The 13,961-nt window shown below is 70.8% G+C and carries 15 protein-coding genes and 1 pseudogene; 3 read left to right on the plus strand and 13 right to left on the minus strand.

Translation table 11 applies throughout. From position 1 onward, the window contains the following. The first annotated feature begins 69 nt into the window (after positions 1–69). Entirely contained in the window at positions 70–1,185 is a 1,116-nt protein-coding gene (locus IE157_RS09645; RefSeq protein WP_242670688.1) for an NAD-dependent epimerase/dehydratase family protein, read from the plus strand. An 85-nt stretch (positions 1,186–1,270) separates the two neighbouring features. Here the strand turns inward: IE157_RS09645 and IE157_RS12960 are convergent. The 8 genes and pseudogenes from IE157_RS12960 to coaD all read right to left on the minus strand — a co-directional run. Continuing rightward, positions 1,271–1,375 (minus strand): annotated as a pseudogene (locus tag IE157_RS12960) (type II toxin-antitoxin system YoeB family toxin); the annotation flags it as partial. A 62-nt stretch (positions 1,376–1,437) separates the two neighbouring features. Further along, on the minus strand, positions 1,438–2,094 hold the full coding sequence (locus IE157_RS09655) for a cation transporter (protein ID WP_193519846.1): 657 nt from the start codon (positions 2,092–2,094) through the stop codon (positions 1,438–1,440). Between the two features lie 130 nt (positions 2,095–2,224). Next, positions 2,225–3,154 carry a bifunctional DNA-formamidopyrimidine glycosylase/DNA-(apurinic or apyrimidinic site) lyase gene (gene mutM / locus IE157_RS09660; protein ID WP_193519847.1) on the minus strand — a complete coding sequence of 310 codons (930 nt, stop codon included), beginning with the start codon at positions 3,152–3,154 and terminating at the stop codon, positions 2,225–2,227. 7 nt (positions 3,155–3,161) lie between these two features. After that, positions 3,162–3,866 (minus strand): ribonuclease III, encoded by a 705-nt coding sequence (gene rnc, locus IE157_RS09665; RefSeq protein ID WP_193519848.1) that lies wholly within the window; start codon positions 3,864–3,866, stop codon positions 3,162–3,164. Between the two features lies 1 nt (position 3,867). Then, positions 3,868–4,071 carry a 50S ribosomal protein L32 gene (gene rpmF, locus IE157_RS09670; RefSeq protein ID WP_012398114.1) on the minus strand — a complete coding sequence of 68 codons (204 nt, stop codon included), beginning with the start codon at positions 4,069–4,071 and terminating at the stop codon, positions 3,868–3,870. 2 nt (positions 4,072–4,073) lie between these two features. Beyond that, on the minus strand, positions 4,074–4,664 hold the full coding sequence (locus IE157_RS09675; RefSeq protein WP_064845669.1) for a YceD family protein: 591 nt from the start codon (positions 4,662–4,664) through the stop codon (positions 4,074–4,076). Between the two features lie 60 nt (positions 4,665–4,724). After that, positions 4,725–4,925 (minus strand): hypothetical protein, encoded by a 201-nt coding sequence (locus IE157_RS09680; RefSeq protein ID WP_193519849.1) that lies wholly within the window; start codon positions 4,923–4,925, stop codon positions 4,725–4,727. A gap of 359 nt (positions 4,926–5,284) precedes the next feature. After that, positions 5,285–5,755, minus strand: coding sequence for a pantetheine-phosphate adenylyltransferase (coaD, locus tag IE157_RS09685; RefSeq protein ID WP_098056114.1), 471 nt, complete (start codon positions 5,753–5,755; stop codon positions 5,285–5,287). 128 nt (positions 5,756–5,883) lie between these two features. On the opposite strand from coaD, the gene IE157_RS09690 reads away from it, so the two are divergent. Continuing rightward, positions 5,884–7,062 carry an aminotransferase class I/II-fold pyridoxal phosphate-dependent enzyme gene (locus IE157_RS09690; protein ID WP_064845719.1) on the plus strand — a complete coding sequence of 393 codons (1,179 nt, stop codon included), beginning with the start codon at positions 5,884–5,886 and terminating at the stop codon, positions 7,060–7,062. A gap of 140 nt (positions 7,063–7,202) precedes the next feature. On the opposite strand, the gene rsmD is transcribed toward IE157_RS09690, so the two are convergent. Genes rsmD through thiL form a run of 4 tightly spaced genes read right to left on the minus strand, consistent with a single transcriptional unit; the run spans position 7,203 to position 12,118 of the window. Continuing rightward, the gene (gene rsmD / locus IE157_RS09695; RefSeq protein ID WP_064845671.1) at positions 7,203–7,796 is read right to left on the minus strand and encodes a 16S rRNA (guanine(966)-N(2))-methyltransferase RsmD; all 594 of its coding nucleotides are present in this window, start codon (positions 7,794–7,796) and stop codon (positions 7,203–7,205) included. Beyond that, entirely contained in the window at positions 7,793–10,021 is a 2,229-nt protein-coding gene (locus tag IE157_RS09700; protein ID WP_193519935.1) for an ATP-dependent DNA helicase RecG, read from the minus strand. Before IE157_RS09700 ends, rsmD begins: the two co-directional genes overlap by 4 nt. 44 nt (positions 10,022–10,065) lie before the next feature. Next, complete coding sequence (locus IE157_RS09705) at positions 10,066–11,013, minus strand: DAK2 domain-containing protein (protein ID WP_318281427.1); 948 nt, start codon at positions 11,011–11,013, stop codon at positions 10,066–10,068. Then, complete coding sequence (gene thiL, locus IE157_RS09710) at positions 11,003–12,118, minus strand: thiamine-phosphate kinase (RefSeq protein WP_193519850.1); 1,116 nt, start codon at positions 12,116–12,118, stop codon at positions 11,003–11,005. Before thiL ends, IE157_RS09705 begins: the two co-directional genes overlap by 11 nt. 74 nt (positions 12,119–12,192) lie before the next feature. On the opposite strand from thiL, the gene IE157_RS09715 reads away from it, so the two are divergent. Further along, on the plus strand, positions 12,193–12,819 hold the full coding sequence (locus IE157_RS09715) for a DUF3515 family protein (protein WP_193519851.1): 627 nt from the start codon (positions 12,193–12,195) through the stop codon (positions 12,817–12,819). Positions 12,820–12,828: 9 nt separating this feature from the next. Here IE157_RS09715 and IE157_RS09720 read toward each other — a convergent pair whose 3' ends face one another. Further along, a complete protein-coding gene (locus tag IE157_RS09720; protein ID WP_318281428.1) occupies positions 12,829–13,911 on the minus strand; it encodes a sulfite oxidase in 1,083 nt (360 codons plus the stop codon). Positions 13,912–13,961: the final 50 nt, after the last annotated feature.

Here is a 13,961-nt window from a genome sequence, read left to right on the forward strand (position 1 = left end):
GGCGCCACCGCGACCCAGGGTGAGCTGACCGGGGACGGCCGCACCGTGCTGGTGACCGGCGCGTCAGGGATGCTCGGCGGGGACGTGGCCCGCGTCCTGCTCTCGCGCGGCTGGCGCGTGCGCGTCTTCCAGCGGGGTCACGCATCCGTGGCCGAGCGCGAAGGCGTCGACGAGGTGCTCGGTTCGGTGACCGATCCCGACGACGTGGCGCGCGCGCTCGACGGCGTGGACGACGTCATCCACCTCGCGGCCAAGGTCTCCTTCACCGGGGACTGGGAGGACTTCGTGCGGGTCAACGTGACCGGGACGCGTGTGCTGCTGTGCCAGGCGCAGAACGCCGGGGTGCAGAACGTGGTCTTCGTGTCCTCGCCGTCCGTGGCCCACGCGGGCGTGTCGATCGAGGGCGCGGGCGCGGAACCCGCAAACCCCCAGACGGCGCGCGGGAACTACGCGCGGTCCAAGGCCGCCGCTGAACTGCTCGGCCTGAGCATGGACGGCCAGCGCGACCTCAAGGTGGCCGCGGTACGTCCGCACATCGTGTGGGGCCCCGGGGACACCCAGCTCGTGGAGCGCGTCGCGGATCGCGCGGCGGCCGGGCGGATGCCGTACCTGGACAACGGTGCGGCCATGATCGACACCACCTACATCGACAACGCGTCCGAGGGCATCGTGCGGGCGCTCGAGCGCATTGACACCGTGCGCGGACGCGCGCTGGTGATCACCAACGGTGAGCCCCGCCCCGTGGGCGAACTCATCGCACGGATGTGCCGCGCCGCGGGCGCCCCCGCGCCCACGCGCTCGATCCCCGGTGGCGTGGCACGCTTCGCCGGCCGCGTCATCGAGAAGGTCTGGCCGTACCTGCCCGCGAAGTTCCGCGGCGGGGACGGCGAGCCGCCCATGACCGAGTTCCTGGCCGAGCAGCTGTCCACGGCCCACTGGTTCGACCAGCGCGAGACCCGCGAACTGCTGGACTGGACGCCGTCCGTGAGCCTGGACGAGGGCTTCGCGCGGCTCACTGCGTATTACTCCGACAAGCCGCGCCCGCAGCGCAACACGGGATCGGTCGCGGTGTCACGCGTGGTGGAGGTCGCCGACGACCAGCGCATCCGCGCCGAGGACGCCTCGATCGCCCCCGAAGAAGAGAGCGGAACGAGCAACGACCTGCAGATCGTGCGCGCACAGTAGGCGCTGTCGTGCCCGCGGCGTGGAGCCGCGGGCACGATGCGAACCAGGGTGCAGGCCCCGCTACCCGGCCTCCGCGTGCGGTTGCTCAGTAGTGGGAGCGCGCTTGCAGGATGATGAGATCGTCACCCACGACCATGTAGACCAGCCGGTGTTCGGCAGTGATTCTCCTCGACCACGCGCCTCTGCCTCCGGTGCATCCTGGCGTGAGTGGCCGGGTACGACGTCCGGACAGGGCCGGGACCGATGCCCGGATCAATCGATCTCTTCGCCGGCGAGGGCCTTGGCGGCTAGGCGCTCCTCCTCACTGACCTCCCACACCTCGTAGGCGGCGTGCAACGCCAGCAGGATGATCAGACATCCGAGGACCAGGTCCGGCCATCCTGAGCCCGTCCATGCGGTGATCAGGGCCATGACGATGATCGCCACGTTCACCAGCACGTCGTTACGGGCCGAGAGGAACGCGGCGCGGCCGAGGGAGCCGCCGTGGTTGCGGACGCGGGCGATGACGAGAGCACTCGTCCCGTTGATGACAATGGCGCCGAGCGAGGCGAGGACGACGGGCAGCACGTCCGGTGCCACAGGCTCGGCGAACCGCTGAGCTGCTTCCCATGCCGCGAACGCGGCCGGAGCGAGGATCACGACGGCCATGACCTTGCCCATGACGGCGCGCTTGGCCAGGGCCCAGCCGAGCGCCACGAAGATCAACAGGTTGATCGAGGTGTCCTCGAGGAAGTCGACACTGTCGGCCAGCAGCGACACCGACCCTGAACCGAGCGCGACGAAGAACTCGACGAAGAAGTACCCGAAGTTCAGGAGGGCGACCGTGAGCACAGCTCGACGGACCCGGGGTGCATCGAAGGCGCCGGGCGCCTTCCCCGGGTTCTCGTCCGGTTCACTGGGAGCATTCATGGGCACAATTCTCGTCATTGGCTCTCGGGGACACCCCGGGGCCAGCGGGTGATCCGGATGGCCTGGGCGGCGTGGGGACATCGATGCCGGTCTCGACCCCCGACGGGCGAACCGCCTGCGGGGTCTCTCGTCAGGGCCGGAAACGTCTCGGCCGCCGCTGGCACCGCGAGCAGCGATACGAGGAACGGTTGGCGAAGCGCTCACGCACGATGACGCCGTCGTCCCCGCCGGCCTCGCAGCGAGGGCACGGCTGGCCGGCGCGGCCATAGGCGTTCAGTGACCGGGAGAAGTACCCGGACTCGCCGTTGACGTTGACGTACAGCGAGTCGAAGCTCGTGCCGCCCGCGTCCAGCGCGCGACGCATGACCTCCTGGCACGCCGCCACGAGTGTGTATGTGCGCGGCGCGGTCATGGTCTCGGTGGGCGCGGCCCAGTGCAGGCGCGCCGCCCACAGCGCTTCGTCCGCGTAGATGTTGCCGATCCCGGAAATCAGCCCCTGGTCCAGCAGCGCGCGCTTGAGCCCGGTCCGACGACGCCGCAGCGCCGCGTGGAAGGCCGCGACGTCGAAGAGCGGGTCCAGCGGATCGCGCGCAATGTGCACGGCGTGTTCCGGGACCGTGCCGTGGCCGTCCGACGCGGGCACCAGACGATCCAGCAGCATCCCACCGAAGATCCGCTGGTCCACGAACCGCAGTTGCTCTGGCAACGGCTGCCCGGACTCGTCGAGCGCCGGGGACAGCTCCAGCCGGATGCGCTCGTGACGCGGCCTGGGGTGTTCCGGGGAGGACAGGAGCAGTTGCCCACTCATCCCCAGGTGCACGAGCAGTGCGCGGGAAGGTTCTGACCCATCCGCAGCGCGCACGGGCAACCACAGGAACTTGCCGCGCCGGCACGCGTCGACAACTGTCACCCCGGTCAATTCGCGGCGGAAGTCCTCCGGGCCGTCGGTGTGTCGCCGCAGGGACCGGGGGTCCACGACCTCCACGCTCTCCACGGTGCGCCCCACGACCCAGCGGGCGACGCCGCGGCGCACCACTTCCACTTCGGGCAACTCAGGCACGGCGCGCTCAGTTCTCGGTGGCGAAACGTTCGACGATTGCCTCGCACGCGACCGCGGCGGCCGCGCGTTCGGCGGCCTTCTTGGACGTCCCCTCGCCGTGTCCCAGGACATCACCGTGTACGACGACGTCCGCGGCGAAGCGGCGCGCGTGGTCCGGGCCGGTGCCCTCGACCTCGTAGCGCACGGTCCCCAGCTCGTACTGGGAGGCGAGTTCCACCACGCGGGTCTTCCAGTCGCGGCCCTCGTGCAGCACGCGGGTGTCCTCGAGTAAGGGGACGATCAGTCGCAGCACGAGATCGCGCGCGGGCAACGGCCCACACGCCTCGTAGACGGCGCCGATCAGGGCCTCGGTGGTGTCCGCGAGGATGGAGGCCTTCTCGGCCCCGTGCGTGCGGATCTCGCCCTTGCCCAGGCGGATGTGGGGGCCGAGGCCGAGGGTCTTGGCGACCCCGGCGAGCGCGCGGGCGGAGACCACGGATGCCCGCAGTTTCGCGAGGCTCCCCTCGTCCCACTCGGGATAGCGGTGGAAGATCTTGTCCGTGACCGCGAGCTGCAGGACCGCGTCCCCCAGGAACTCGAGGCGTTCGTTGTGGACTTCCCCGGGATGCTCGTACGCGTACGAACGATGTGTGAGCGCAATGCGAAGCGTCTCGGTGTCGAGGTCGACACCGAGACGCTCAAGCAGTTCGCCGGGATCCGGCAAAATGGTCACCTTACGCGTCAGCGACCTTGCGACCCTTGTACTCGTAGAACAAGGGGGTGCCGGCGGAATCGGAGACCAGCTTGGCCTGGTGCGGCAGGCTGTAGCTGACCTTGCCGTTCTCCACGGTCTTCACCAGTTTGGGGGCTTGCGCCTTCCACTGGGAGCGGCGCATCCGGGTATTCGCGCGGGACATTTTCCGCTTGGGAACAGCCACGGCTATCTCTCTTCTCTCGTGTCGGTTGTCGGCTCCGACGCCTGCGGATCCCCCGATTCGGTCATCAGCCCCTGCAGGGCGGACCAGCGGGGATCCAGGACGTCGTGGTGGTGGTCCGGGTCGTTCTCGAGCCGTGCGCCGCACTGGGCGCACAGGCCCGGGCAGTCAGCCCGGCACACCGGTTGGAACGGCAGTTGTGTGATCACTGCGTCCCGAAGCATCGGTTCGAGGTCGATCTCCTCGTCCCGCACTTCATACACTTGCTCGTCCTCGACGTTCTCGTCACCCTGGGGGGACGGATCGAAGACGAAAAGTTCTTGCACGTCGACCGGTAGTTCGTAGTCGATGGGGTCGAGGCATCTACTGCATTCCCCGTGAACGCTCACGATCACGGTTCCGGACACCAGAATACCGTCGTGGACGGATTCCAGGCGCAGCTGCAGATCCATGGGCGCGCCCTCCGGCGAGCCGATGAGCGCCGTACCGAAGTCCTTCGGTGCGGGTGCCTCGACATCCAGGGTTTCCATGGTCCCCGGTCGGTGTTCGAGATCCCTGACGTTGAACGTGAGGGCTGAACTGTTGCGGTGATTCACGAAACTCCTGGCTAACGACACTGGCCGACAGACCACCTTAGCATGCCGACCCTCGTCGGTTCATCCCACGGGCCCCGTCCGGATGTCCTCCGGACGCACGGCCGTGGCACCCGCGGGCTCTCGCCGGGAGACGGCCCGCCCGATCGGCGGCGCGGTGAGACCATGCAGCATCACGGAGCAGAACACGACCATGACCGCACTCTCCAGGATGATCCCGATCTGCGTATCGATCCCGGCCTGCGGGGCGAGGAGCGCCAGCACGACGGAGGCGATCCCGCGCGGATCCAGCCACGCGATCGTGGCGCGTTCGGGCCAGGTCGCTCGGGACCAGGATGCAGGCCAGCACGAGGCACAGGGACAACCGGACGTCCGGCAGCAGGTACATGGCGGCGAAGAACACCGCGATGAGACTGAGTGGCAGGGCCAGGAACAGCACGCGCAGCACCGGGGTGCGGCTGCGACGCGGGGCGTCGCGGATGTCCAAAGCGTCCATGAACAGCAACACGGACAGGATTACTTCCAGGGTGCGTTCCACCGAGGTGCTGGTCAGGGACTCGATCAACGGGGTCGAGCTCTACCACCCCGCGGCCATGCCCGACCTGGCAATTCCGCCGGGCCCCTCAGCGCCGTTCGATGGCCCGCAGGACGGGGTCGGGAACGAACGACGCGACGTCTCCCCCGAGTGCCGCGACCTCCATCACGAGGGACGAGGACACGTGCAACAGGGACGGCTCCCCCGGCAGGAACACCGTCTCCACGCCCGTGAGGGAACGGTTCATGGTGGCCATGGGCAGTTCGTAGTCGTAGTCCGCGCTGTTGCGTAGCCCCTTGATCAGGGCCACCGCCTCCCGGCGCTCCGCGTAGTCCGCGATCAGCCCCGACGCGAGCGGTTCCACGACCACGGCCGGTTCGTCCGCGAACACCTCGCGCACCAGTTTGATCCGGGTGTCCTCGCTGAAGCGGTGGGTCTTGTTGGGGTTCGTGGACACGGCCACGATCACCTCGTCGAACAGGCGGGCAGCGCGGTGGATCACCGCGCAGTGTCCCAGGTGCAGCGGGTCGAAGGACCCCGGGCAGATGGCGCGTCGCATGGCACCACCCTAGCGGCAGGGGTTCCTAGACTGGGCCCATGATCGCAGACGCTCACGACCACTCGCCCGCGGCCGCACCCCGCGCCGATCCCGCCCGGGAGCTGTCCCGCGCCCAGCCGTGGCAGCGCATGGCCGCAGGCGGCGGGCTGCTGGATCCCTCCGGGGCCCTCCGTTCCACGGTCTTCGAAGAGATGACGGCGCTCGCCACGCGCACCGGCTCGGTGAACCTCGGTCAGGGGTTCCCGGATTTCGCGCCGCCGCAGCCCATGGTCGACGCCGCGGTGGCCGCCCTGCACACCGGGCACCACCAGTACGCGCCCATTATCGGCGTCCCCGCACTGCGCCAGGCGGTGGCTAAGCACCAGCGCGACCACTACGGTCTGCACCTCGACCCCGATTCGCAGATCGCCGTGAGCGCGGGCGCGACCGAGGGCATGACCGCGGCGCTGTTGTCCGTGCTGCAGCCCGGGGACGAAGTGGTCATGTTCGAGCCGCGCTATGACCTCTACGGCGCGGCCGTGGAATTCACCGGCGCCACGCCCGTTCCCGTCCCCCTGCTCCCCCCGACCTTCACGCCGGACCCGGACGACGTGCGCGCCGCGTTCTCCCCCCGCACCCGCGCCGTGATACTCAACGACCCGCACAACCCCACGGGCACGGTGGCGTCCCGCGAGTTCAAGGAACTGCTCGTGGAGCTCGCCACGGAGTTCGACGCCGTGATCGTGACCGACGAGGTGTACGAGCACCTCCGGTTCGCCGGGCCCCATGAGCCCATCGCCTCCCTGCCCGGGGCTGCGGAGCGCACCCTGAGCGTGTCCTCCGCGGGGAAGACGTTCTCCGCCACGGGCTGGCGCGTGGGCTGGGTGAGCGGCCCGCCCGAGCTGATGCGCGGGGTCATCGCCGTGAAGAGCTATCTTTCGCACAGCGCGGCCGCCCCGCTGCAGCACGCCGTGGCCCATGCACTGAGTTTCCCGCCCGCGTTCTACGATGCGCTGCTCGAGGACTACCGCGAGCGCCGAGACGTGCTCGTGGCCGGGCTGCGGGAGGCCGGGCTGACCCCGCCGGTTCCCGAGGGCACGTTCTTCGCGGTCGCGGACGTGAGCGATCACTACGCGCTCGCCGGGGTGGACAACGCCACGGACCTCGGCCGGCACTGGGCCGAGAACGCGGGTCTGGTGGGCATCCCGGTCTCGGCGTTCGCGGGTCCCGCGAACCGGGGGCTGTACGCGGACTGGCTGCGGTTGGCGTTCTGCAAGCGCACGGACGTGCTGCGCGGGGCCATGGCGGGACTCGCCGCCGCGGTCTGACAGGCCGTTACCGGGCGCCGACGGCGGCGCGCTCGGCCTCGCGCAGCTCCGGCTCGCGAGGTGCCTGAGCCGGTGCAGCTGACCAGGTCGACCGCGCAGGGGCCCGGGTCGACGACGCCCGGACCGGGGTGCCGCCGAGGTCAGTCCGCGTCCGAGGCACCGGGCGCGTCGTCGTCCGCTTCGAGGAACCACAAGCGGGTCTCGCCATGCTCGCCGTCCTCGAAACGGCGCAGGCCGCGGGGCCACGCGGGCTCCTCGGTGCGTGTGGAACGCTCGACCGCGATCACCCCGCCCGGCCCCAGCCGACCCGCGAGCCGCGAGAGCGTCCGGGCGAGCTCATCGTTGTCCAGAGGGTAGGGCGGGTCGGCGAGCACGAGGTCCCAGCGGTGGTGCGCGGCGCGGCCCAGGTACCCGGCCACGGCGGACTGCACGGTGGTGATCTTGGTGTCCGGGCACGACGCCGCTACGAGCGTCGCGTTCTCCCGGCACACCGCCGCCGCCACGGCCGCTCGTTCCACGAGCGTGACGGTCGCGGCTCCGCGGCTCGCCGCCTCGAGGCCCAGGGCGCCCGAGCCCGCGAAGAGGTCGAGGACGCGTGCGCCCTCACACATGCCCCAGGCGTCGAGCCGGGCGAACAGTGATTCCTTGACCCGGTCGGTCGTGGGTCGTGTGGCCGAGCCGGGCACCGACTTCAGGCGTTGGCCGCCGGCTCGTCCGGCTATGATCCGTGTCATCCTCGCTCCAGGAATGCTTGTCGGTCCTCGTCCAGGACCCGTGTGATCGCCGCACGCAGGGCGGGGTGTTCGGTGAGCTGCGGGTCGTCGTGGACCACGATCTCCGCGGCGGCCCTGGCCCGTGCGACGAGGGCCTCGTCCCGCAGTGCACTGATCCACCGTAGGCCGGAGCGGCCCCCGGACTGGGACGCGCCCAGGATGTCCCCCTCCTTGCGCAGGCTCAGATCGACTTCCGCGAGATCGAAGCCGTCCGTGGTCGCGGCCACGGCGTCGAGACGCGCGCGCCCGGGATGATCGGGGGGCGTGCGGGTCACGAGCAAGCACGTGCCCGGGTGCTCACCGCGCCCGATCCGCCCGCGCAGCTGGTGTAGTTGGGAAATCCCGAACTGTTCCGGGTCCGCGATGATCATGAGCGTGGCGTTGGGGACGTCCACCCCGACCTCGATCACCGTGGTGGAAACCAGTACGTCGGTGTTCCCCGCCGCGAAGTCCGCCATGGTGCGAGCCTTGAGTGGCGTGTCCTGGCGACCGTGCAGCACGGCCACGCGGGCGCCCCGAAGTTCGGGCTGTGCGGCCACGAGCTCGGTGAGCCACGTGACGGTCGCGGGCTCGAGATCTTCCTCTTGCGTCTCGATGGAATCGCGCAGGCTCTCGAAGGGGGGCACCGCGGCGTCATCGCCGATCTTGGGCGCGACGACGTAGACCTGCCGGCCGCGCGCGACGTGCTCCGCGGCGAGCGCCCACACGCGGCGTTCCCAGGCCGGGCCGTGCTCGGCGAGGCCCACGACGAACGTGCCGATGGGTTGGCGCCCGCCCGGCAACTCCCGCAGTGTGCTCACGTCCAGGTCGCCGAAGACCGTCATGGCCACGGTGCGCGGGATGGGCGTGGCCGTCATCACGAGGGTGTGCGGGGCCTGGCCGGCCTTGTCCCGGAGGGCGTCGCGTTGTTCCACGCCGAAGCGGTGCTGCTCGTCCACGACGGCCAAGCCGAGGTCCGCGAACTGCACCGCGTCCTGGATCAGGGCATGGGTGCCCACCACGATGCCCGCGGCGCCGCTGGCGATGTCCAGGAGGGCCTTGCGGCGGGCGGGTGCGGACATGCTGCCGGTGAGCAGGGTGACCCGTGTGGCCTCCGGGTCCCCACCCAGCTGCCCGGCCATGGCGAGGGGGCCCAGCGCGGCCGTGATCTTCTCGTGGTGCTGCGCGGCGAGCACCTCGGTGGGGGCGAGCATGGCCGCCTGGCCGCCGTGGTCCACGACCTGGAGCATGGCCCGCAGCGCGACCACGGTCTTACCGGAGCCCACATCGCCCTGCAGCAACCGGTTCATGGGTGCGGTGCCCGCGATCTCCCGGGAGATCTCCTCCCCGACCGCCCGCTGGCCAGGGGTCAGGGCGAAGGGCAGGGAGGCGTCGAAGCGGGCCAACAGGCCGTCCTCCCGCGGGGGTCGTGGGGCCACGGGATGCGCGGCGTGCTCCGCGCGACGGCGCACGAGCTCGGCCTGCAGGACGAACGCTTCCTGGAACCGGAACCGATTGCGCGCCCGTTCGTAGGCCGCCACGGTCTCGGGAACGTGCAGATCCCGGTAGGCCTGTCCCGGTTCCGGCAGTCCCTGCGCGGCGACGACGTCGGGCGGCAGCGGGTCCTGGATCGCGTCCAGGTCCGCGGTGAGCAGTACTTGCTGGACCACCTTTCCGATCCGCGGCGTGGTGAGCTTGCCGGACTCCGGGTACACGGGGATGGGCATGAGCTCACCGGAGTCCGAGGCGGCACGGGACACCGATTCGGGGGTGTCCACGAGGGCGTAGTCCGCGCCCGCCATCGACAGGTTCCCCCGGTAGAACTCCGGCTTCCCCGTGAACAGGGCGAGCGCCCCCACGGGGAGGTCCTTCTGGGCGGAGTACGCGTTGAAGAACGTGATCTTCAGGTAGGCACCGGAGTCGTCCGAGACCGTGACGTCCGTGAGACTGCGCCGAGGATCACTGCGCATGCGCCGGGTGCTTGTGCTCTCGACGCGTGCGACGAACGAGGTCCGCTCCCCCGCCACCAGGTCCGTGAGCGCCTGGATCTTCCCCCGGCGGATGTAACGCCGTGGCGCGTGGTCCAGCAGTTGGCCCACCGTGGTGATCCCCAGGTCCTTGGCCAGCAGGGACACCGTGGAGCGCGGGGACTTCCCGGGGACGTAACGGGTCAGGGGCTGGTCCAGCAGGTCCGCGAAGGCGGGCAACCCCTGCGGCGCGGCAGGCGCATCCCCGTCCGGCTGGTGGCTGGTCACCGTGGCTCCGCCGCGAGGGACGTCACTGTCACATTGCGCGCGGTGCCGCGCCGGCGCATGAGGTCCAGCGCGGTGTCCGGGTCCGCGACGTGCACGTGGACGCGCCACGTGTACCCGTTCTCGTTCTCACTGACCGCGCTGACGATCACACTGTCCCCGGCGTCGTCGAGCTCGTGGCGCAGTTCGGCGGCGTCCAGGGCGGAGAGGTCCATGGTGCCCATGACCTCGTACCCATCCGAGGGCTCCTGCTCGTCACTCGTGAGCGGCAGCGCGTGGTCCCGGACGATGTCCTGCACGGGGTCCGCGGCCGAGTCCTCCCCGCTGAGTTCGGCGCGCAGCGCCGCGAGGATGACGAGCATGCCGAGCGCGCCGGAATCCACCGTGCCGCGTTCACTGAGCACCGGAATCTGGTCCACGGTGTCGATAACGGCCTGCGTGGCGGCCTGCACCATGAGGTCCAGCCACTCGACGAGCTGCTGATTGGACCCTTCCGCGGCGGTGTCCGGGACGGGTACCCCCCCGGCGGCCTGCAGGACGGAGATCATGGTCCCCGGAACGGGCTCGGTGAGTGCGGACCAGCACCGGACCTGGGCTGCCATGAGCGCCGCCTTGAGCTGCGCGGCGGTCAGCCGCACGCAGCCCTCCACCGCCTGGCCCATGGCGGTCAACGCCACCGCGGCCAGTACGCCGGAGTTCCCGCGGGCCTGCTCGAGGGCGGCCTGGCCCGCGTAGACGAGCAGTTCGCCCACGTCCCTGCCCTCGATCAGGTGCGCGGCCTCCGCCGCGAATCCCACCGTGGCGCTGAGGTTCGCACCGGTGTCCGCGTCCGCGACGGGGAAGACGTTGAGATCGTCTAGAACGTCCGCGTGCTCGCGCAGCCGACGGTGCGCGGCGTCGAGCCAGTTGCGTATCTCGGTGGTGGACGAGCCGGCTCTATGGCTCAAAGTGATCCCATCCTTCGACGACGTCGCGACCGAACCACTGCCGTGGGCTCCGGCCCGCAATGGTCACGGTGCCGCGCTCGTGGCGCCGCTGCCGTGCTCCGTTCCCTGCTGACGAGCCACCGCCCCGGGGGCCGTCCTCGCGGGGCAAGGGTGCACACGAGCCTATCGCACGGACCCCGGACGGCAACGGGGATTCCACAGGGAGCACGGCGAGCAGACCGTGGTCCTCACCCCCCGTGAGCACCCACTGCCACGGGTCCACCCCAACGGCTTCCCCCGCGTGGGCGAGCGTGTGCACCGCGGGTTCCAGGGCCTGCGGGTCCAGGTCGATGCTCACGCCGCTCGCTCGTGCGATCCGGCGGACATCGCGCAACAGACCGTCCGAGATGTCGAGCATGGCGATCGCCCCTGCCCGAGCGATTTCCGCCCCCACGGAAACGGGCGGGGCCGGTCGCAGTTGGGCGCGGTGCAGCGCGGTCCGTTCGGGCTCGGGGACGCCGTCCCAGCGCCCCGGCACGGGGGTCTGCAGGGCGTCCAGTCCGGCCGCCGCGCGGCCGAGCACGCCCACGTGCACGAGAGTCCCGCCCCGTCCGGCCCCACTGCGCAGTACGGGCTCACCCTCGAGCCTGCCCAGGACCGTGGCCGTGACGGACAGTTCCCGCCCCCGCCCGAGGTCCCCGCCCACGAGCGCGCACTCCGCCGCGCCCAGTTCACCGAAGGCCCGCGAGAGTCCCGCCGCGAACTCGGAAACCCATGCGACCTGGGTGTCCCCCGGCATGGTGAGGGACACGACCATGGCCGTGGGCACGGCCCCCATGGCGGCGATGTCCGCGAGGTTCTGCGCGGCGCACTTGTGCCCCACGTCCGCGCCGGTGGTGCGGTAACCGCACGGCCACACGATCGCGAAGTCCTGGTCCACGGTCAGCGTGTCCGTGGTGACCACGACCCGCTCGCCGGGGGCCGCGATCACGGCGCAGTCGTCCCCGGGTCCCACCAGGACGTGCGGTCCGTCCGTGGTGGCGCCCGGGAGGAACGCGTCCAGCAGCTCGGTCTCGCTGAGTTGGGACACGGTGGTCCCGGGCGGGGCGGCGGGCTCGTGCGTCATGTCCCTTACACTAGCGAGCCATTCCGACGGGCACAGTCACCGAACTCCCGGGTGCAGCACCTATCCTGGGTGCCATGATTCCCCCGGCCCCGCAGCACCCGTCCACGCCCACGTCCGCCGCGCAGGCCCCCGGGACTCGGCCGCGGCTGCGCGGCGTCGTACGAGGCGCAGGGCACGACGCCGCCACGGGGCGCGGGAGGGCGCGACCGACGTCGTCGTCCCGCCGCCGCGTGGCCGGCGCGGCTGTGGTGGGTGCGCTCGTGCTCACCGGGTGCGGTTCGACCGTGACCGTGGACGGCGCCCCGGACAACGCCAACCCCGACTGCGCGTCCGTGATGCTCGCGATGCCCGAGTCGGTGAGCGGGATGGATCAGCGGGAGACCTCGAGCCAGGGCACCACGGCCTACGGGGACCCGTCGGCCATGATCGTGCGCTGCGGCGCGGAGGAACCGGGACCCACCACGGACCCGTGCACGAACGTCAACGGCGTGGACTGGCTGATCTCCGAGGTGCCGGATCAGAAGGACCAGTGGCGCGCGGTGACCTACGGCCGTTCCCCCGCGGTGGAGGTGCTCTTCGACAGCAGCCGCGTGCCGTCCTCGACCGCGCTCGTGGACACGGGATCCGCCATGCAGAACATCGAGCAGACCCGGCAGTGCCTGTCCGTCAAGGACACCCTAGAGCAGCAGGGCCGCCCCTAGAAGGCGGCCTCACTCGACCGTGACCTCCACCCGGGCCCACGAGTTGTTCACGTAACCCTTGGGGTTCCACAGCGCTCGCGGTGACTCCGGCTGGCACGCGCCGGTGCTGTCCCACGCGCGGGCCATCAGGACGTGGGACCCGGCCCCGGTCACCGGGACGAGTGCCTCCCAGTGCTGCCACGCCCACGGGGAGGCCGCCGCATCCAGCTCGGCCTGGTGCCACGTGCGCCCGTCGTCCCCGGAGACGTCCACGCGCGCCACCGTGCGATCGTCCCCCGCGTACGCGTACCCGGTGACGCGCACCGGACCGCCCGGAACGTGCTCGTGCTCCTCCGGGCTCAGGATGTCGCAGTTCAACGCGACGGATCCCAGACTGATGCCGTCCCCCGGCCCGGCGTGATCCGGGTCCGCCTCGGGCGGCAGGACGCGATAGGCCGTGGCCTGGAAGTAGTTCTCGGACGGGTCCGCGCGCACCGTGATCCCGCGCAACCACTTGACGCTGCGCGCCCCCACGTACCCGGGGACGACGACGCGCACGGGCGCCCCGTGCACCAAGGGCAGGGGTTCGCCGTTCATCGCCCACGCGAGCAGCACCTCGGACGACAACGCCTTGGCGAGCGGGATCGACCCGCCGTAGGCCTGCGGGGGATCCGCGAGGTCGGAAACGTCCGAGGCCGTGAACTCCACGTGCCGGGCGCCGTCCGCGACACCGACCGACCGCAGGACGTCGCACAATCGAGCCCCGGTCCACGGCGCGGTGGAGGTGGCCCCGGGTCCCCACGGGTCCTCCCCCGGGATGTCACGCACGGGCAGGAAACCGGCACGGCGATTGCCCGCGCACTGCATCGTGGCCGTGAGCGTGTGGTGCGTGAACTCCTCCCGCAACCGTTCCGGCGTGAAGCTCGCGGACTCGTCGACGAGCCCGTCGACCGTGACCGCCCAGTCCCCGGGGTCGTTCTCGGGCACCGGGCCGTGATTGCGCACGTAGAAGGAATCGGGGGTCGTGATCGGATCGTGGAGTCCCGACCGGGGTGGTTCCGCGTTGTACGGGTTGGTCTCGTGGACGATCATGTCATCGCGTTTGTGCCACACGGGTGCCCCTTCCGACCCCGGCGTTCACGCGACCCTCACGCGGCGTGCGT

This window comes from Kocuria marina (genome assembly GCA_014652975.1).
Classification (GTDB): domain Bacteria; phylum Actinomycetota; class Actinomycetes; order Actinomycetales; family Micrococcaceae; genus Kocuria; species Kocuria marina.